This is a genomic window from Pontibacterium sinense (assembly GCF_015209595.1).
In the GTDB taxonomy this organism is placed as follows: domain Bacteria; phylum Pseudomonadota; class Gammaproteobacteria; order Pseudomonadales; family Balneatricaceae; genus Pontibacterium; species Pontibacterium sinense.
Genome location: NZ_JADEYS010000021.1, coordinates 1 through 18,723 on the forward strand (window position 1 = coordinate 1; position 18,723 = coordinate 18,723).

Here is an 18,723-nt window from a genome sequence, read left to right on the forward strand (position 1 = left end):
CAGACCATGCAGACCATGCAGACCATGCAGACCATGCAGACCATGCAGACCATGCAGACCATGCAGACCATGCAGACGAAACCGTAGATGAGCACGCTCACGATCATCATGGCGAAGATCTGCACCTCTGGCTGGACCCGATTGAAGGTCTGGCGTTTGCGGACGCACTGAAAGACCGATTGAGCCTGGTGTATCCGCAACATGCAGAGACATTTGCTGCAAACTATGCTCGCTTTGAGCAAAACCTGCGCGGACTGGATGCAGAGTTGCGCCAGCAGTTTATACCTGTGAAGTCTCAGGGATTTTATGTATTTCACGATGCCTGGGGGCATTTTGTGGAGCACTATGGTCTGAAGCAGCTGGGGTATTTCACGGTGGACACGAACCGTAAACCCGGCGCGCGTCATCTGACAGAGATCCGCCAGCAACTTGAAGAACAGAAGGCCGTATGTGTGTTCAGTGAACCTCAATTTAAATCATCCATTGTACAAGCGGTTACGTCTGGTTTGCCGGTCAATCAAGGGGCTATCGATCCTTTGGCGACGACGACAGACGTGCGTGAAAACGGTTACGCGTCTTATTTGAGCAGTGTTGCTGAGACCATGATGGCCTGCTTATCAGTACGGTAGAATTTCGGGCGTGAACGATTTCCCCGCTTCTCATGTCCAAGGATGAGAAGCGGGTGAGCAGCCTGTATTTCTGTTCCTGGTCTAACAGGTTGATGAAAAATAAAAAAAATCAAAAAAGGTGTTCACAAACGGAAAACAGCTCTATACAATACGCCCCACTTTCGAAGCAGATGTGGTGGAATTGGTAGACACGCTAGCTTCAGGTGCTAGTGCTCGCAAGGGCGTGGGAGTTCGAGTCTCCCCATCTGCACCAACTTCACAAAGCTCACGAGGCTAAAATGAAGTAGGTGAACTACTCCGAAAGTGACCGATCAGCCGGACCGTAACCGGATAAAAAATACGAAACCGACGCAGATGTGGTGGAATTGGTAGACACGCTAGCTTCAGGTGCTAGTGCTCGCAAGGGCGTGGGAGTTCGAGTCTCCCCATCTGCACCAATCGGTAATCCTCTCTTAGGCATTCAGCCGAAATTGAATTTTTTCCATAGTAATTGATCAAAAACATCAGACATTACAGCTCTGGGTGTTTGCTGTGGCAATATTCCGAACTTCCCGATTCTGGCTGATCGTCACGTTTGCATTGCTTGTTGTCTGGGTTATTCGATCCCATGTGCAGGCGTACAACGGCTTTGATATATCTGATTCCCTCATTCCTGTAGATGAAATTCATGCAGGTGGTCCTGAAAAGGATGGCATCCCCGCAATTTCTGATCCCCGTTTTCAATCAGTTGCACAATCCAACTGGCTCAAGCCTGATGCGTTGGTGCTGACACTCGACTGGCAAGGGCAGCAACGTGCCTACCCGCTCGCCATTCTTAACTGGCATGAAGTGGTCAATGATACGATTGCCGGAAAACCGGTACTGATTACCTACTGTCCATTGTGTGGTAGTGGCATGGCCTTCTCCCCTAACGTTGCAGGCAGAAACCTGACGTTTGGTGTTTCCGGATTGCTCTATAACAGCGATGTCTTGCTCTATGATCATGAAACCCAATCTCTCTGGTCACAGCTGAAATCACAAGCGATTTCCGGACCGCTGAAAGGTGAGCATCTTGAGATGTTGCCGCTAAATCTTGAGGTCTGGTCTGACTGGCGTACGCGTTATCCCCAAGGCTCGGTGTTGAGCCGGGAAACAGGGTATCGGCGCGATTACCGCTATAACCCTTATCAACAGTACGCCCGCGATGAAGGTGTCTTTTTCCCGGTGGCATTTAGTAGCCAGAAATACCATCCCAAAGAGCGGGTACTGGGTGTAGAGATCAACGGTCAGTTCAAAGCATACCCGTTTACTGAACTGGCGAAGCAGAAGGTGCAACTGGTGTGGGATAACTTTGCCGGTCGTACGTTAGAAATTCGTTTTGATACGCGAAAGCGTACCGGGCGGGTTTTTAATGAAGCTGGGGCTGAATTGCCTGCAGTGAATGTTTTCTGGTTTGCCTGGTATGCGTTTCATCCAGACACTGAGATTTATCGCGTGCAATAAAAAGCCGGAGCAATGCTCCGGCGAAAACCCTGATTGGGCAGGGTGATAGAACGGGAAGGAATCGAGGGTTGGAACCTTCGGGGTATTTACGCACAAGTCCGGTACTGCTCTGGTTTTCAGAGATCGTTTCGGACTTGTTCGCAGATTTTTAGAGCAGAAGACCGATTTGAACCAACAATGGGAAAATGGCGACAGCCAGTCCGCCCAGAACCATCAGAACTGTAGGGACAACACCGATTACTTCTACACCTTGTGCATCATGTGACATAGCTTGGTTCCTCGCATAATCTGAAAATCTTTCGCTTTGTCAGGTATATAGCAATGCAGGTGCCAACTTATGGTTATATTTTTTAACTATCTGAAAATAAAGGGAATTATTGTTTTTTAGGGTGGGCAGAAGAGCGTTTTATTTCGGTGGTATGACATATATGTCATAAATGGATTGTTGGCTGTGTCGTATTTGGCGGTTTTATCATGGCGACAGTAGGGAGATCAGGGATGTGGACAAAATCCGCACCCCGGCACACATCGACATTAATGCAGGAGAAAGGAAGATTTAAGCGATGATGCGTTGGTACAGGTGACGTAATCCCTTCATAAGCTGCCAGCCTGCCAGACAACCTAAACTGTTGGCCAGAATATCCAGAAGCTCAAACATCCGGGTGGGCAGTTGCCATTGCACCAGTTCGATCCCTATACCCCAGAGAATAACAAACACAGCCAGTCGCCAGCTGGCTTTGGGAAAGCCAAAGTAGGCAGCCCCTGTGACGCCAAAATAGGCTAGAAAGTGCAGGACTTTGTCAGATAGATCCACGCCGGGCGTTTCTACGGAGGGCATGGTGCTGAGATAGGTTACGATAAAAAGCAGGCAATAAAAGGGAAGCTGACGCAGCCTGAGCTGGAACGGCATGGATATGTCCTTATTTGAAAACGGGTCTGTCGGTTTATGCTGACTCGGCGGATGGCTGTGCACATCGGGTGCAGTTTTTCCCTTCACTTTTCGCCAAATACAATGCCTCGTCTGCGCGATGTATCAAGGCTTCGATTGTATCGTCCTCCTGTACCTCGGCGATACCAAAGCTACAGGTGATTGGATGATTATCAAAGTGAAAATCGTATGACGCTATTGCCTGACGTAGCTTTTCAGCAATCAGCAACGCCGTTGATAATCGGGCTTCAGGCAGCACGATCAGAAACTCTTCTCCACCCCAGCGACCAAAGTGGTCGGTTTCGCGGAGCTCCTGATTCACAATGCTGGCCAGCTGACTCAGTGCACGGTCGCCCTCGTTGTGACCATAGGAATCGTTGACCTGTTTAAAGTCGTCAACGTCAAAAAAGATAACCGCAAAGTGACGTTGATAACGTTGATACAGCCGCTGTTCGTTGTTCAGATATTCGTAGAGTTTATTGCGGTTATAGATCCCCGTGAGCGGGTCGTGTTGCGCCATGAACTTCAACCGGGTGTTGTAGTCAGAGATGACCTTGTAGCGATAAGCGATCAGTAGTATCAGCAAACAGAATGCGGCGCCAATCAACCAGATATGGGTGTAGTCCACTTTATAGGCGTAGTTGATGTTCAACCACTGATTGGCGATGCTGTTGTGCTCCCGCGGCGACAGGTTTGCGATGGCGTTATTGAATACGTCCAGCAGGACTTGATTATCTCGTCGTACCGCTACACTGATATCCCACTGATCGTTCAGCGTATCGTACAGGGTGATGCCCAGCATATGCTCTTTTTGCAGGGTGTGACTAATACTGGCAGGTGCATCGATAAAGCCGAAGACATCTTGCGTTTCTACCCGCTTCAGCCCTTCGCTGACGGTGTTGACGGGCAGGATCGTTGCATTGGGGTAACGGTTACGCAGAATCTCCAGAAATACCGAGTCGACTCGCACCGCCAAGCGCTTATCTCCCAGCTCTTCCGAGGTTTCTCCGTACGTGGAGCGGTCGTGTACCGCAACGACGGCGGGCATACTCAGGTAGGGTGTTGAAAATGCCAGATACCGACCGCCTTTTGGTGTTGCCATGGCCGCAGGTACGAGATCACACAAACCGGAGCGCATCATATTCAGTGTTTGCGCAGCGGAATCGGTTGGCATGACCGTGAGCGTGACATTGAGCTTTTGTGCCAGCAGCGTCATGTAATCGGCGACCAACCCCTGATAGAGATTGTCTGTAATGCCTTCATACGGCATCCAATTACTATATGCACAGAGCGTAATATTGTTGAGCCGGGAAAGATATTGACGTTCCCGTAGTGATAGCTTCAGCCCCTCAGGCTGATAAATGAAATCGCGAATATCGTAGTTGGGTTCCAGTGCGCCAGTGATTAGGTACAGCTTTGCCATCCCATCAAACTTCTTTTGCGATAGCGTACCGAACTGGCCTTGATCATCAAACGCGAGGGCTTTTAACGCCCTACCCTCAAATTCCAGCGCTTCTACGCTACGTTGCTGACTGTTGTATCGGGCGTGAATAAGCGCCGCAGTTTCCTGAATATGATCAAATGCATAGCGCCAGCCCCTGATGGATGCCTCATAAAACCGGTGGGTGATGCCCGGACGTTCATTGACCATCCGACGTGAGGTAAACAGGATATCCGCATACATATCAAAGCCATAATCGGCCGGGTGGATGGTGGTATAGGGAATCCCCAGCTGTTGTAGCTGATAGGGTTCGTTCGAAACATAGGACCCCATGGCATCGGTTTTGTCATCGATCAGATCTTGCAGATTGAAGCTGTGTGACTGATGTTCGTAGTCACTGTCACGTAAGCCTGCTTGCAATAACATTGCTAGAACTTCCGCAACTTGCTCGGCATCCTGCGTCAGCATAATGCGGTGACCTTTCAGGTCTTTGGGGGTGTTGATATTACGGTCAGCTTTGCTGAGCAACATCAGGGGGGATTGCTGAAACGCAGCAAACAGCGCCACAATGTCGTGGCCTGCGGCTTTCTCGATCATCAGTGAGGAACGGCCTACGGCAAAGTCTGATTTGCCTGACAGAACATCGCCGACCAGATCGGTTGAATGATCAAATTCGCGAATATCTACATCCAACCCCACCTCTTTGTAGAATCCCTTCTCCTTTGCCATGTAATAGCCGGCGAACTGGAACTGGTTTTTCCACAATAGTTGTAGAGAGATCGGCGTCGACTTTTGACCTCCGCGACTCTGATCAGCATACAGGCCAAAACTGCACAATGTGCAGAGTATAAGCAGTATCCATCTCATGTAACGAAATCTTCTTTTGCGCAGAGAACGTCCGTTTTTATGGACAAGCAGATCACGGGAATTAGCATGTTATGCAAATACTTCACTCTCATCTGAAACCGTGTGAGTTATGTTGTTCGTATTTAGCGTAGACCGAAATTACAGGCTCTGAACCGGGTTATAGGCTGGATGAGGTAAGTTATTTAATGAAAGCTCAATTTTTGGGATGTTTGATGATCTGAGGACACTAATAACGCCCTACTGAAAGCTGTAGTCGCCCTGTTAGCCAGTTAAAACGCTTGTTTGTCTCGGATCAAAGAAAAACTGGTTGTTCAATAATTGTCCCCTACTACTCGTAGTATCCGCCTGTCAGTTGGTGGATTATCATCCAATCCATTGTATTGCTGTTGGCCGCGGTGATGAGTTCCTCTCCGAACGATTCGTAAAGCGTCAGTCAGCGTTACCACTCGCATTTTCCGCCAATTTCCAGGGAAGGGTTCATGAGTACCGAGACCGCATTTGTAAGCACTTGGGTATCCTACAAGCAGGATGGAGATAACTGGGGCGTATTTGCCCAGCGTTTTAATGAAAGCGGACAGGCTCTGGGCGCTGAATTTCAGGTCAATAGCACCACGGCGAATAACCAGTCAGATCCTACCGTTGCCATGTTGCTGGATGGCGGTTTCATCGTCACCTGGGTGGACAGCGATGCTGATGGCTCGGACGAAGGCGTGTTTGCTCAGCGCTACGATGCGGACGGTAATACCGTTGGTGGCGAGTTTCAGGTTAACGATCAGAATACCGGTATCCAGTACAAACCCCATGTCACAGGACTTGATGACGGCGGCTATGTGGTCAGTTGGACGGCGTATGACGGCAGTACCTCCAACTATAACCTCTATGCTCAGCGCTATGATAAAGATGGTGTTGCGGCTGAAGCCACTGAATACAAAGTAAACTCCGAGAACTACAACCAGCAGTTCGACTCTCAAGTCACCGCCATGAACGATGGTGGCTATCTGGTGACGTGGACCTCCTACGGTCAGGATGGCAAAGGCTGGGGCGTATTCTCGCAGCGTTACGACGAAAACAATCTGCCCGACGGTGCAGAAGTTCGCGTGAATACCTATGAAACCAACAATCAGGCTAAGTCTTCCGTTACCCGTCTGGATGATGGTGGCTACGTAGTCGTTTGGTCCTCTTATGGTCAGGGCGGTCTGGATGCGATTCTGCGTGATGATATTTACGGTCAGCGCTATGACGCCAATTCCGATCCTGTCGGCGCTGAGTTCAAGATCAACAGTCACGATGCCGATATCCAGCGCTCGCCTGTTGTGGCTGCAACGGGTGATGGCGGTTATATCGTGGCGTGGGCATCGGCAGATCAGGACGGAGACCGCTGGGGCATCTACGCGCAGAAGTTTGATGACAACAACGATCCGGTAGGCGGTGAGTTTAGGGTCAACACTGAAACTCACGCAGAGCAATATGAACCTGCCATCAGCGCCACTGAAAATGGTGGTGTGGTTGTGACTTGGACGTCCGATGAACAGGACGGTCATGCCAACGGTATCTTCGGGCAGTTACTGGATCAGAATGCTCAGCCAATTGGCAATGAGTTCCAGGTGAATGCGACGTTCACCCACGTGCAGGAAGACTCTAGTGTCGGTGCTTTTAACTTGATACGGCCGGGCAGCGGCGGTAGTGGTACCGTTGATGCGGGTTTTGTAGTGACCTGGTTGTCGTTCCGTCAGGATGGCAATGAAGACTGGGCGGTTTACGCGCAACGCTTTGATAAAGACGGTAATGCGCAAGGCGGTGAATTCCAGGTGAGTACCTTTGACTATGGGAACCAGAGTGCACCGCAGATCAGTGCCCTGAATGACGGCGGTTTTGTCATTACCTGGGTGTCGAATGAGCAAGATGGTGGCGACGAAGGAATTTTTGGTCAGCGCTATAACGCTCAGGGCGAAGCGATGGGCGGCGAGTTCCAGATCAACAGCTTTACTAAGGGTATTCAGTACGAGCCTGCGGTCACCGGACTGGAGAACGGCGGCTTTGTTGTGACCTGGTCCTCTTATGCGCAGGATGGCCGTGGATACGGTGTCTTCGGACAGAATTTTGATGCAGCGGGTAATCAGGTGGGGAACGAGTACCAGATCAATACCCATACGTTCCTGCAACAGGATGAATCGACCGTGACCGCGTTGACTGATGGCGGTTATGTGGTGACTTGGACCTCCTACGGTCAGGACGGTCGCGGTGATGGCATCTACGGTCAGCGATTTGATGCGGATGGCAATCAGGTGGGTGACGAGTTTCAGGCGAATACCCACATCTGGAACAACCAGAACCACTCCGATATTGCGGCGTTGAGTGACGGTGGTTTTGTCATTTCCTGGTCGTCTGATCGTCAGGATGGCTCTCAGACCGGTGTGTACGCGCAACGCTTTGATGCCAATGGCGACAAGGTGGATGCTGAGTTTATCGTCAACACAACCACCCGGGGGTACCAGTCGGAGCCTGTTGTGACCGGCTTGGAAGGCGGTGGTTTTGTCATCGTCTGGAACTCTTTCTACGGTGAAGATGGCGACCGTTCAGGGGTGTATGCCCAGATGTTTGACGAGAATGGTGATGCTCAGGGTGGACAGTTTCTGGTGAACACGCATACCGCCCGGGATCAGGAGCAGGCTGACATCAGTGCTTTGTCTGATGGCGGTTTTGTGGTGACCTGGACGTCTGATCGTCAAGACGGCTCTGAGGAAGGTATTTTTGGTCAGCGTTACGATGCTGACGGCAATACGGTGGGGGATGAGTTTCAGGTAAACAGTACCGGTCATCATATGCAGATGTTCTCCTCTGTCACGGGCCTTAACGCAGAAACATCCAGTGTGGCAACGGCGGCTCCGCAGCCCGCAACGATCACGGTCGATGGTTTGGGCAATACCACGGTGGCGACGGATCAGTCTTTCCATCTTTCCAGCCTTGATGGCGAAGTCAGCGATCTCGACATGCTGGCACTGGATGGATCTTATGCCACGCAGGTTGCGGTGACTCTTGATGCACTGCTGGATCTAACGGATGGCGACAATACGTTGGTGGTGACCGGGGATGACACTGACAAAGTGTTGTTGCTGGGGGATGGCTGGGTGCAAGGTGCGGATACAGCGGTGAACGGTGTTGATGCCGTGAGCTTCAGCAACGGTGCGGGGATTGTGATCGTTGAAGAGGAGCTGGATGTTTTATCTAACTATTCCAATATCTTACCGGATAACTTCTAACCCGGTTTGACTCTGGATTAAGTTATCCACATACCGGGTTTTCACTAAGGCTATCCACTGGGATAGCCTTTTTTATGAGCGCTTGTGCATAACATATTATCCCACGCGGTATGCTGTTGATGTCTGTGTTGCAGATGTTATGCACAGGCGATACGGCGACAGTTTTATACCCAGAAAAATAGATCTACAGCGTGCAATCCCTGCCCTACCCTTTCCTCGCTTTCTCTATCTGCCTGTAGCCCAATGCGCTGATGGGTGGCCTGTGCCTATGGTGAATTATTTGCGCTTTTTCTTCGGCGGCGACGACATGAATGACGGTCGCAGGCTGGGTCTTGCATCGCTTTCCCGGTCCGCCTCTTCTTCTGCTTTTTTACGTGCAAGTTGGGCGGCGGTTAATTTTTTCGCCGGTTTAGCTGTGGCTTTTTGCGGTTTCTGACGGCGCGAGCGGGTTGGCGTGTCTTCAGTCTCAATCGGGTCGGTGCTGCCGTCTTCATAAAACGGCACGGGCTTGAGCTTCAACGGCCGTTTGATCAGTGCTTCAATGGCTGCCAAATACCCCTTCTCATCCGGTGCAACCAGTGAAATGGCCTGGCCGCTGCTGCCCGCCCGTCCGGTGCGCCCGATACGGTGCACATAAGCTTCCGGTACGTTGGGCAGATCAAAGTTAACCACGCGCGGTAAGGCATCGATATCCAATCCGCGTGCCGCGACATCCGTCGCCACCAGAATACGGACTTTATTTTGTTTGAAGTCGGCCAGTGCCTGTGTGCGGGCTCGCTGGCCCTTATCACCGTGAATGGCTGCGGCACTGATCCCCTCCTCCAGCAAATGTGCGGTGAGGATATCTGCACGGCGTTTGGTGCGGGTAAACACCAGCACCTGTTTCCACTGCCCACCCTGAATCATGTAGCTCAGGGTATCGGCTTTATCATGACCATCGACCCGATACGCCATCTGCTGAACCGTGGCCGCCGTCGAATTGCGTTTAGTTACGCTGATCTGCACCGGCTTGGTGAGGATTTTATGGGATAGCTCGTCGATATTGTCGGCAATGGTGGCTGAAAAAAGCAGTGTCTGGCGTTGCTTCGGCATCTGCCGCATCAGTTTGTCGATCTCTCGGCTAAAACCCAGATCCAGCATGCGGTCGGCTTCATCTAATACCAGCGTCTGTACATGATCGAGACTGAAAATCTCACGTTCCAGCAGATCCAGCAAACGCCCGGGGGTTGCGACGATGATGTCTGCGCCGCGTTTCAGACGTTTGATCTGGTTGTCGACCCGTACGCCACCATACACCGGAATAATACGCTGCCCCAGATGTTCGCCGTAGTTGTAGAAACTGTCGGTGACTTGTACCGCCAGTTCGCGTGTGGGCACCAGTATCAACGCGCGGGGCGGACGTACGTCTGCATCCATCTCTTGTGCATCTAACATCTGCAGAATCGGCAGTGCAAAGGCCGCGGTTTTACCGGTGCCGGTCTGTGCTTCTGCCATCAGGTCCTTACCGGCCAGTACTTCCGGGATCGCCTGCGACTGAATGGGTGTCGCCTTACGGTAGTTCAACGTATCCAGCGCTTGTACCAGCGCGTCTGATAAGCCAAGGGAGGTAAAAGTAGACATAAAAACCTGATTTACAAAGAGAGGAAAAAACAGAGGGAAGCTTACCGGAATGCGTCAGGAGGTGCGACTTTTCAGCGCTGAAACGCGCATGGAGAGGGACGATAGCGTGGGGATATGCGGGTTTAGAGGCCGGCTGACAGTCTCTAAACCCGCACAGAGCTAATTCAGCATATTGCCGATGAAGAGCACCGCGAGATAACCGGCGGTATACGCCACCAGTAACCAGTGAAAGAAGCGCAGATAGCTGATGAACGTCAGCTCACTCAGTTTACTCATGGCGATCACGCCTGCGGCTGAGCCAATCACCAGAATAGAACCGCCGACACCGGTTGCGTATGTCAGTCCGAGCCATTCAGATTTGTCCATCACGACACCGGATTTCAGGATTGCAGCGGTGAGCGGCACATTATCAACCAGAGCAGACAGCAGTCCGACCAGGTAATTGGCAAAGACCGTCGGCAAGACTTCGTACAAATAGGGCAACTGGTCCAGTACTGACAGCTCTTTGAGCATACCGACCAATAGCAGCACACCGAGGAAGAACAGCAGAGTATCAAACTCAATTTCGCGGATATATTCGAGGATATTGTGTTGCTCTTCAGTTTTTCGGTTGAGGAACTGGTGCACCAGAAACATTACTGACAGGCCAAACAGGAACGTCAGCAGCGGTGGCACCTGAAACAGTACACTCAGACTCAGTGTTGAGAGGATGGTGACCAGAAACAGCAGGCCGATAATTTTGTCACTGCCATCGATCGGACGACGAAAACGCGGCAACGTCAGGGTTTGATTACCACCGGGGATAAGGCAGAGGACCAGTACCGCAATACCAACCAGCGCTGGCGGGACCAACAGAAAGAGGTCGGTAATTGAGACCTTACCAGCGAGGAAGATCATCAGGGTGGTGACATCACCCGTAATCAACGCGACACCGCCGGAGTTCACTGCAAACACCAGCAGTGTGGCAAACTTCAGAATATCTTTTTTCTCCAGATCGAGGGATGCCAGTAACGACAGCATAATCAGCGAGGCAGTGATGTTATCGGCCAGAGAGGAGAACAGCAGGGCCAGCAACGCCATCATGCCCATCAGCTGCCGTTGTGTCAGTTGCTCGGGCAACATCCGATAGACCAGTTGGGTGATCAGTCCTTTCTGGTTGAGATAGGCCACATAGGTCATTGCGGCCATCAGGAACAGCCACAGCGTGGCAATCTCCAGAAGGTTCTCATTCAATCGGTGTTGTATCTCCTGTGCATGTACACCGTCTTCTGGAAAGACAAATGCCAATATCCAGACAAGCGTGCCAATAAACAGGGTGGATTTGGCCTTATTGATATGAACGAGGTCTTCGATCACGATCATTACGAAGGCTAGGGCGATCAGGGATAACAGCAGGGTGTGCATGTGTACTGTGCTCCGAAGTCATGAAACAGACTAAACACGAGGCTTGATAAGAGACGGTCGCCCGGTGAGTTTGGGGGCGAGTATAGTGTATGGTTTGCAAATTGTACTTGATCATACGTCGGGTAAATAAAACACCCAGATGGCCTCAAAGTGGGGCGTTCCGGGTGTTTGTGAATATCTTTATACCTAGGGTTTAGCGCCAAAGGTGTAAAGATAAGCGACTAATTCATGAGCCATTAGCTCATGTACTGGCCGCCATTTACGGACAGATTGGTGCCGGTGATGAATCCCGCATCTTCAGCCGTCAGAAACGCCACGGCACGGGCGATCTCTTCTGGCTGGCCCAGACGGCCGACCGGGATGCCATCCACAATCGCGTTCAGCACATTTTCCGGTACCTGACGCACCATCGGCGTATCGATGTAACCTGGAGACACCGCGTTGACGGTGACGCCTTTACGCGCGCCTTCCTGAGCGATCGCTTTGGTGAAGCCATAAATACCGGCCTTAGCGGCGGAATAGTTCGCCTGTCCGAACTGACCTTTTTCACCGTTCAGCGAGGAGATATTGACGATACGGCCAAAACCTCGACCACACATGGCATCAAACAATGGCTGACACATGTTGTACATGGAATCGAGGTTGGTGCGCAGTACCGCCTGCCACTGTTCTGGTTTCAGGCGTTTCAGCGGACCATCACGGGTAATACCGGCGTTGTTGACCAGAATCTCGATCGGCCCCACTTCCTCTTCAACTTTTGCGATGAAGCTGCTGCAGTGATCATAATCGGTGACATCCAGTGGGTAGATCGCAACGTCATAACCGGCGGCTTTCATATCCGCCTGCCAGCTTTGCGCTTCGGCTTCAGCGCCTGGCAGGAAACTGCCAACCACGCGACGGTCTTGATCACACATCGCTTTACACATACTTTCACCCAGACCACCCTGAGCACCGGTTACAACGGCAACACGTTGAGTCATAGTTTTCTCCTTCAAGTTTTTATTTTTGTTAGGTTTTACACAGTGCTTTGATTTTGGCGGACTGGGCTATGGAGGCCTGTGCGCTGTAATCCTGACTGCGAGATTCGATATGAGGCAGGTCGTAGAGGTAATTCACCATCAGACCTGCGGCTTGTTTCAGTCCGTTTTCGGAGTTATCGGCCAGCCAGTTGAGCTGGGCCACTTCAGCGCCATTGCTGAGATGGAAATGCGCGACCGGGTCCAGTGCGGTTATGCCGCGGCGTTTCTCAACGGTGAGATAGTGTGCGGCCAGCTGCAACAGAGGTTCGCGGCGTTTTTCGGCCGCCTCTTCGTCCAGATGCCAGCCTTCGGGCAAACGCGGTTCGGCGATCTGTAGCCAGTTTTTTCCACCCGGCAGTGTTTCCAGGTCTGCGTCGGTCTGTTTGTTGAGCCAGCGCCGGAAACCGGGGATTGGGGAGAGGGTGGAGAACCGTTTCAGCGCCGGGAAATCATGCTGAAGTTCTGCAACAACCCGTTTGATCAGGAAGTTACCGAAACTGATCCCCGCCAAGCCTTTCTGAGCATTGGAGATGGAATAGAAGATGGCGGTGTCGGTCTCGTTCAAATCCAGAATGGGGGCGTCTTCGTCCAGCAGTTTCTGTACGTTATCTGCCAGCCCTTTGACCAGCGCAACTTCGACGAAAATAAGAGGTTCTTGCGGCATATTGGGGTGAAAAAACGCAAAACAACGGCGATCTGAATCAAGACGGTTCTTCAGGTCATCCCAACTCTGAATCGCATGTACGGCCTCGTAGGCAATGAGTTTTTCCAGCAATTGAGCGCTGGATTGCCAACTGATCCGTTCCAGCTGCAACAGGCCGATATCAAACCAGTTTGCCAGCAGGCGTTTCATATCTGCTTCCAGCGGTGCCAGCTCGGGTTCGTCCCGTTTCAGTGCCAGCAGTTCAGCGCGCATATCGACCAGAAATTTAACCCCTTCAGGCAACTCCGTGAACTGAGCCAGCAGTTTCACACGGGGAGGATCGAGCGTGTCACGCAACTGGACGCGGGCTGCGGCGCGGGTGTCGTCATCGGCATGACGCCAGGCCTCGATCGCTTGCTCAACCGCATTGTTGTCCACGTCGTAATGCTGGTTCAGCAACAGCAGGAACTTCTTTCGTCCCTCGGCGTTCAGTGCCAGATAGTTTTCACCCAGTTGGGCCGCGCGTCGACGTGCGGCCACTTCACCGCCGGTGTTGGTCAGGCAGCTGTCCATCCACTGGCGCAGCAATGCGTGATCCTTCTCGGTGAGCTCCGGTGATAACTCCAGCGTGTCTTTCAAACGATCCACTGAAAGGTCATGCCAGGCTTTTTTCAGGTGATTCAGAGTGCGATCAAGAATACTCGTACTGATCTGGCTGGGCATGGTGCTTCTCCTGTGTGTGCTGTTCATAACCCTGTCTTTGATTATGGATTGAACAGCGTCGGGTTGAGGGAAAGCTATCAAAGAAATTTTAAAAAACCAAGGGTTAATACTTGGTTTTTGTATTTGGAAAGATTATTGTTTGGTTAATTCGGCACCAATTGAGTTGTTTGGTGTGGACGAGAACGAGACAAAAAGCCCCGATCACAGGGGTAGATGAAATCATTGAGATATCTGGACATATTGAGAGGAACGATAGATGCAGGATTTGCACGGTTTTTATCTGGAAGATCTGGAAGTAGGTCAGACTGCGAGCTACGCGAAAACCATCACCGAAGCAGACGTAGTGCTGTTTGCGGGTATTACCGGTGACGACAACCCGGTGCATATCAATGCGGAATACGCAGAGCAGACGATGTTTGAGCAGCGTATTGTGCACGGTATGTTCAGTGCCGGTCTGATCTCTGCCGTTCTGGGTACACGCATGCCGGGACCGGGTGCGATCTACATCGACCAGCAGCTCAAATTTAAAGCGCCGGTGCATATCGGTGACACCGTGACGGCCAGCGCGAAGGTACTGGAAATCGACGAAAAGCGTCGTCGTGTGAAGCTGGAAACAATCTGTAAGGTGGGCGATAAAGTGGTCGCTGAAGGTGTAGCAACCAACATGGTTGATCGTCGCCCAACTGAGTAAGTTATTGCTGGAGAATCAAGATGTTAATCGAAGCAAATAAATCTGCACTGCTGGTCATCGACGTACAGGAAAAGCTACTGCCGGGCGTGTTCGACAATGAAATGCTGGTCAACAGCTGTGAATGGCTGATGGGCGTGGCGCAGTTGATGGATGTACCTGTACTGGGCTCTGAGCAGTACCCCCAGGGTGTGGGGCCAACCATCGGTACGTTGCGTGACATGCTACCGGCGGAAGATTTTGTTGGTAAAACCCACTTTTCCTGTGCTGATGCACCGGAAGTGAACGCCCGCATTGAAGCGCTGGACCGTGAGCAGATCGTGATCTGTGGTATGGAAGCCCATGTGTGTGTGATGCAGACCGCATTGCGCCTGCAGGCCCAAGGTAAACAGGTCTATGTGGTCAGCGATGCGATCTCTGCACGTAACCCGAATGACACTGCAGCCGCGATTGAACGTATGCGTGAAGAAGGCGTGAAGATGGTGACACGTGAAATGGTCGGTTTCGAGTGGATCGGTCGTTCAGATGCACCACAGTTCAAAGACTTCAGTAAGAAGTTCCTGCGTTAAACCCCGCAGAGTCTGATCTGTCCGGGCCTGGGTCGCCTGTTGTATTGCTGTTTGGTGACTTTGGCCGGGATCATTCTATCGCTCCCGGTACCTGGGAACATCGCGAAACCAAACAACAATTAGGTAGTAGTATGGAGAATAACAATAACAATCCGTACAGCCTGGGCTTGGAAAAAAATGCTGCGAACTATGCGGCACTGACCCCACTGTCATTTATCGAACGGGCTGCGTCCGTTTATCCCGATCGCACCGCCGTGATCTATGGCGATGTCCGCCGTAGCTGGTCTGAAACCTATCAACGCTGTATCCGTCTGGCATCCGCGTTGCGCAAACGTGGTATCGGGCAGGGCGATACCGTTGCGGTGATGTTGCCCAACATCCCTGAGATGCTGGAACTGCACTTTGCCGTACCGATGACCGGTGCCGTGCTGAATACCCAAAATACCCGCCTCGATTCTGAAACCGTGGCCTTCATGCTGGATCATGGTGAAGCCAAGGTCATGATCACCGACCGAGAGTTCTCCGATGTGGTGCACAAAGCTGTGCGTATGGCGAGTGTGGACCCGTTGGTCATCGATGTGGACGACCCGCAGTTTACCGGTGGCGATCTGATTGGTTCGATGAACTACGAACAGTTGCTGGCAGAGGGGGATCTCAGCGATCACTGGCAGCCGCCTGAAGATGAATGGCAGGCGATTACGTTGAACTACACCTCGGGTACCACAGGCAACCCGAAAGGGGTGGTGTATCACCACCGTGGCGCCCATCTGAATGCTATCAGTAACATCATTGGTCAGAACCTGCCGCCCCATGCGGTCTATCTCTGGACGCTGCCGATGTTCCATTGCAACGGCTGGTGCTATCCCTGGTCAGTCACCGCAGTGGCGGGGACTCACGTTTGTCTGCGTCATCTGCAGCCGGAGAAAGTGTTTGAGCTGATTCAGGCCTGCGGCGTGACGCATTTCTGTGGTGCGCCGGTGGTTTTGAATATGCTACTTAACGCGCCGGATCAAGCCAAAGCGCAAGTGGATCATCCGGTGACGGTCACAACCGGCGGTGCAGCGCCACCCGCTGCCATTATTGAAGGAATGGAAAAGATCGGTATTCAGGTGGTGCATGCCTATGGTCTGACCGAATCATACGGTCCCAGTGTGTTCTGTGCACATCAGGACGAGTGGGATGCGCTCGAGCTGGAGCAGAAAGCGGCCAAGATGGCGCGACAGGGTGTGCGTGCTCCTGCCTTGGAGCAACTGATGGTGGCGGATACTGAGACGCTGGAGCCCGTGCCGCGTGATGGCCAGACGCTGGGTGAAGTCTTTATGCGTGGCAACAACATCATGCAGGGCTATCTGAAGAACCCAAGCGCGTCCGATGCGGCGTTTGCCGGTGGCTGGTTCCATACCGGCGATCTGGCGGTATGGCACGCCGATGGTTATGTCGAGGTGAAAGACCGTTCCAAAGACGTGATCATCTCTGGCGGCGAGAACATCTCGACCATTGAGGTGGAAGACACGCTGTATCGTCATCCGGCCATTATGGAAGCGGCGGTGGTGGCGAAACATCACGAGCATTGGGGCGAAGTACCTTGTGCGTTTGTGACGCTGAAAGAGGGTAGCAGTGCCACGGAGGAGGAGATCATCAACTTCACCCGTGACAACATGGCGCACTTCAAATGTCCGAAGCAGGTGGTATTTGCGCCGTTGCCGAAGACCTCGACCGGCAAGGTGCAGAAGTTTGCGCTGCGCGCCATGCTGAAAGACCTGGCCTAGGCACGATCCATCAGCGGGCCGGAGAGATCCGGTCCGCTGTTTCCTTTTCTGGTACCATCGGAGGTCCGATCAGATGTTATTAAGCTACCAGACCGAGATCCAACCGATGGACACACCCGGCCCACATGAAGGGCTTTCTGCGCTCACCGATGATGCCGAACGCAACCGGCTGTTGGCGGAGATGGCGGAACAATCGACCGATATGATCTCCCGTCACACCCCCGGCGACTGGCATTTTATCTATGCGTCTCCGGCTGTGGAAAACCTGCTGGGCTACAGTGTGGATGAGATTATCGGCATGTCGGCCTATGAGCTTTATCACCCTGACGACGTGGAAGACTTTAAACGTCGCTCGCCCAGTGTCAGTTACGAACGGGGTCTGTACACCCACACCTACCGTTTCCGCTGTAAAGATGGCCATTATACCTGGTTAGAAAGCACCAGCCGCTCGTTACGTGATCCTGCGACCGGTGAACTGAAAGAGATCTTAGTGGTGTCGCGTGATGCGAGTCGCCGTATCGAAGCCGAACAGACCAACCGCCGACTGGCACGGGTGCTTGAGAGTAGCAGTGATCTGGTTGCGTTTATTGATCTGGATAACCGGGTGAGCAACCTGAATGAGGCAGCACGGGAGCGTTTAGGCGTGGTTGCTCCGGTTGTGGATAACAGTGATCGAGCACTTATCCTGCGTGACCTGTTTCATTCGCAAAGTTATCAACAGCTGCTTGATGAGGCGTTACCCACTGCGGAGACCGAGGGACAATGGCGTGGCGATGCTGAGATGTGTGACCGGGATGGCAAAGCGATTCCGGTGATGCTGGAAGTGTTGGCGCATCGTACCTTTACTGATCAGATCGAGTACTTCTCTGTTGTGGCACGGGATATGAGTGCACAAAAAGCGATGGAAGCCGAGCGTCAGCAGTATCAGGCGGAGGTTAGCCATACCAGCCGTCTGGTGACCATGGGTGAAATGGCGTCGGGGTTGGCGCATGAATTGAACCAGCCGCTGACCGCGATTGTGAACTATGTCAGCGGTATTGAGCGTCGTGTTGGACAGCAGAATGAGATTGCCGTTTCAACGCTGGAAAAACCACTTAAACGGATCAGTGCCACCGCATTGCGTGCCGGTGAGATCATCCGCCGGATGATGGACTTTGCCCGCAAGGGGCAAACGCAACGGGAAACCGTACAGGTTAAAGCACTCGTGTCTGAGGTGATGGATTTTTGCGCTAGCAGTGCCGGTCGCAGCAACGTGCAGTTGGAGAACCGGATACCGGATAATCTGAGTGCGGTGACGGCTGATCGTATTCAGCTCGAACAGATTCTGCTGAACCTGCTGCTCAATGCCATCGAAGCCTGTGCCAGTGACGAAGAGGCCGAGCCTCTGCGGGTGTGGGTCGACGCTTCAGAGAGTGCGGCCGATCAGGTTATAATCCAGGTGCATGATCAGGGCAGGGGATTACCTCAGACCGATACCGAGCAGCTGTTTGAACAGTTCTTTACCACTAAAGACAGTGGCTTGGGTATGGGGCTGGCGATCAGTCGCTCGCTGGTGGAAGCGCACGGTGGTCAGTTGTGGGCAGAAAACGCCCGCATGGGCGGTGCAGTATTCAGCTTCAGCCTGACGCGCGCGTGATAGCGCTACGTCCAATAGCCTGTTTGTCCTGATCAAGACAGCTTA

General features: G+C 52.3%; 13 protein-coding genes and 2 tRNA genes. 9 read left to right on the forward strand and 6 right to left on the reverse strand.

What is annotated here, in order from left to right:
- The 4 genes from IOQ59_RS17215 to IOQ59_RS17230 all read left to right on the forward strand — a co-directional run.
- Positions 1 to 629, forward strand: a 629-nt coding sequence (locus IOQ59_RS17215) for a metal ABC transporter solute-binding protein, Zn/Mn family (RefSeq protein ID WP_193954701.1), incomplete at its 5' end; no start/stop codon positions are given.
- A gap of 166 nt (positions 630 to 795) precedes the next feature.
- A tRNA-Leu gene (locus IOQ59_RS17220) sits at positions 796 to 882 on the forward strand.
- A 97-nt stretch (positions 883 to 979) separates the two neighbouring features.
- A tRNA-Leu gene (locus IOQ59_RS17225) sits at positions 980 to 1,066 on the forward strand.
- 94 nt (positions 1,067 to 1,160) lie between these two features.
- The gene (locus IOQ59_RS17230) at positions 1,161 to 2,111 is read left to right on the forward strand and encodes a DUF3179 domain-containing protein (RefSeq protein WP_371871888.1); all 951 of its coding nucleotides are present in this window, start codon (positions 1,161 to 1,163) and stop codon (positions 2,109 to 2,111) included.
- 556 nt (positions 2,112 to 2,667) lie between these two features.
- On the opposite strand, the gene IOQ59_RS17235 is transcribed toward IOQ59_RS17230, so the two are convergent.
- Both IOQ59_RS17235 and IOQ59_RS17240 read right to left on the reverse strand, forming a co-directional pair.
- A complete protein-coding gene (locus IOQ59_RS17235; RefSeq protein ID WP_193954702.1) occupies positions 2,668 to 3,021 on the reverse strand; it encodes a VanZ family protein in 354 nt (117 codons plus the stop codon).
- A gap of 34 nt (positions 3,022 to 3,055) precedes the next feature.
- A complete protein-coding gene (locus IOQ59_RS17240; protein ID WP_193954703.1) occupies positions 3,056 to 5,347 on the reverse strand; it encodes a diguanylate cyclase in 2,292 nt (763 codons plus the stop codon).
- A 479-nt stretch (positions 5,348 to 5,826) separates the two neighbouring features.
- Here IOQ59_RS17240 and IOQ59_RS17245 point away from each other — a divergent pair, with 479 nt between their 5' ends.
- Entirely contained in the window at positions 5,827 to 8,607 is a 2,781-nt protein-coding gene (locus IOQ59_RS17245; protein WP_193954704.1) for a hypothetical protein, read from the forward strand.
- A gap of 276 nt (positions 8,608 to 8,883) precedes the next feature.
- Here IOQ59_RS17245 and IOQ59_RS17250 read toward each other — a convergent pair whose 3' ends face one another.
- The 4 genes from IOQ59_RS17250 to IOQ59_RS17265 all read right to left on the reverse strand — a co-directional run bounded on the left by IOQ59_RS17250 (position 8,884) and on the right by IOQ59_RS17265 (position 14,016).
- A complete protein-coding gene (locus tag IOQ59_RS17250; RefSeq protein ID WP_193954705.1) occupies positions 8,884 to 10,227 on the reverse strand; it encodes a DEAD/DEAH box helicase in 1,344 nt (447 codons plus the stop codon).
- Between the two features lie 159 nt (positions 10,228 to 10,386).
- The gene (gene nhaD / locus IOQ59_RS17255; protein WP_193954706.1) at positions 10,387 to 11,631 is read right to left on the reverse strand and encodes a sodium:proton antiporter NhaD; all 1,245 of its coding nucleotides are present in this window, start codon (positions 11,629 to 11,631) and stop codon (positions 10,387 to 10,389) included.
- 236 nt (positions 11,632 to 11,867) lie between these two features.
- The gene (phbB, locus tag IOQ59_RS17260) at positions 11,868 to 12,611 is read right to left on the reverse strand and encodes an acetoacetyl-CoA reductase (RefSeq protein WP_193954707.1); all 744 of its coding nucleotides are present in this window, start codon (positions 12,609 to 12,611) and stop codon (positions 11,868 to 11,870) included.
- A gap of 28 nt (positions 12,612 to 12,639) precedes the next feature.
- Positions 12,640 to 14,016, reverse strand: coding sequence for a malonyl-CoA decarboxylase (locus tag IOQ59_RS17265; RefSeq protein ID WP_193954708.1), 1,377 nt, complete (start codon positions 14,014 to 14,016; stop codon positions 12,640 to 12,642).
- Between the two features lie 256 nt (positions 14,017 to 14,272).
- Between IOQ59_RS17265 and IOQ59_RS17270 the strand changes: the two genes are divergently transcribed.
- The 4 genes from IOQ59_RS17270 (at position 14,273) to IOQ59_RS17285 (ending at position 18,678) form a co-directional block, all read left to right on the forward strand.
- On the forward strand, positions 14,273 to 14,707 hold the full coding sequence (locus IOQ59_RS17270; RefSeq protein WP_193954709.1) for a MaoC family dehydratase: 435 nt from the start codon (positions 14,273 to 14,275) through the stop codon (positions 14,705 to 14,707).
- Between the two features lie 20 nt (positions 14,708 to 14,727).
- Positions 14,728 to 15,273 (forward strand): hydrolase, encoded by a 546-nt coding sequence (locus IOQ59_RS17275; RefSeq protein WP_193954710.1) that lies wholly within the window; start codon positions 14,728 to 14,730, stop codon positions 15,271 to 15,273.
- A gap of 131 nt (positions 15,274 to 15,404) precedes the next feature.
- Entirely contained in the window at positions 15,405 to 17,042 is a 1,638-nt protein-coding gene (locus IOQ59_RS17280) for an acyl-CoA synthetase (protein WP_193954711.1), read from the forward strand.
- 73 nt (positions 17,043 to 17,115) lie between these two features.
- Positions 17,116 to 18,678, forward strand: a complete 1,563-nt coding sequence (locus IOQ59_RS17285; RefSeq protein WP_228050982.1) for a PAS domain-containing sensor histidine kinase — start codon at positions 17,116 to 17,118, stop codon at positions 18,676 to 18,678.
- Positions 18,679 to 18,723: the final 45 nt, after the last annotated feature.

Excerpts from the sequence above, each read along its gene's own strand:
- phbB (WP_193954707.1), bottom strand. The coding sequence starts at position 12,611 with ATGACTCAACGTGTTGCCGTTGTAACCGGTGCTCAGGGTGGTCTGGGT.
- IOQ59_RS17235 (WP_193954702.1), bottom strand. The coding sequence starts at position 3,021 with ATGCCGTTCCAGCTCAGGCTGCGTCAGCTTCCCTTTTATTGCCTGCTT.
- IOQ59_RS17280 (WP_193954711.1), top strand. The coding sequence starts at position 15,405 with ATGGAGAATAACAATAACAATCCGTACAGCCTGGGCTTGGAAAAAAAT.
- IOQ59_RS17265 (WP_193954708.1), bottom strand. The coding sequence starts at position 14,016 with ATGCCCAGCCAGATCAGTACGAGTATTCTTGATCGCACTCTGAATCAC.
- IOQ59_RS17270 (WP_193954709.1), top strand. The coding sequence starts at position 14,273 with ATGCAGGATTTGCACGGTTTTTATCTGGAAGATCTGGAAGTAGGTCAG.
- IOQ59_RS17250 (WP_193954705.1), bottom strand. The coding sequence starts at position 10,227 with ATGTCTACTTTTACCTCCCTTGGCTTATCAGACGCGCTGGTACAAGCG.
- IOQ59_RS17275 (WP_193954710.1), top strand. The coding sequence starts at position 14,728 with ATGTTAATCGAAGCAAATAAATCTGCACTGCTGGTCATCGACGTACAG.
- IOQ59_RS17285 (WP_228050982.1), top strand. The coding sequence starts at position 17,116 with ATGTTATTAAGCTACCAGACCGAGATCCAACCGATGGACACACCCGGC.
- IOQ59_RS17240 (WP_193954703.1), bottom strand. The coding sequence starts at position 5,347 with ATGAGATGGATACTGCTTATACTCTGCACATTGTGCAGTTTTGGCCTG.
- IOQ59_RS17245 (WP_193954704.1), top strand. The coding sequence starts at position 5,827 with ATGAGTACCGAGACCGCATTTGTAAGCACTTGGGTATCCTACAAGCAG.
- nhaD (WP_193954706.1), bottom strand. The coding sequence starts at position 11,631 with ATGCACACCCTGCTGTTATCCCTGATCGCCCTAGCCTTCGTAATGATC.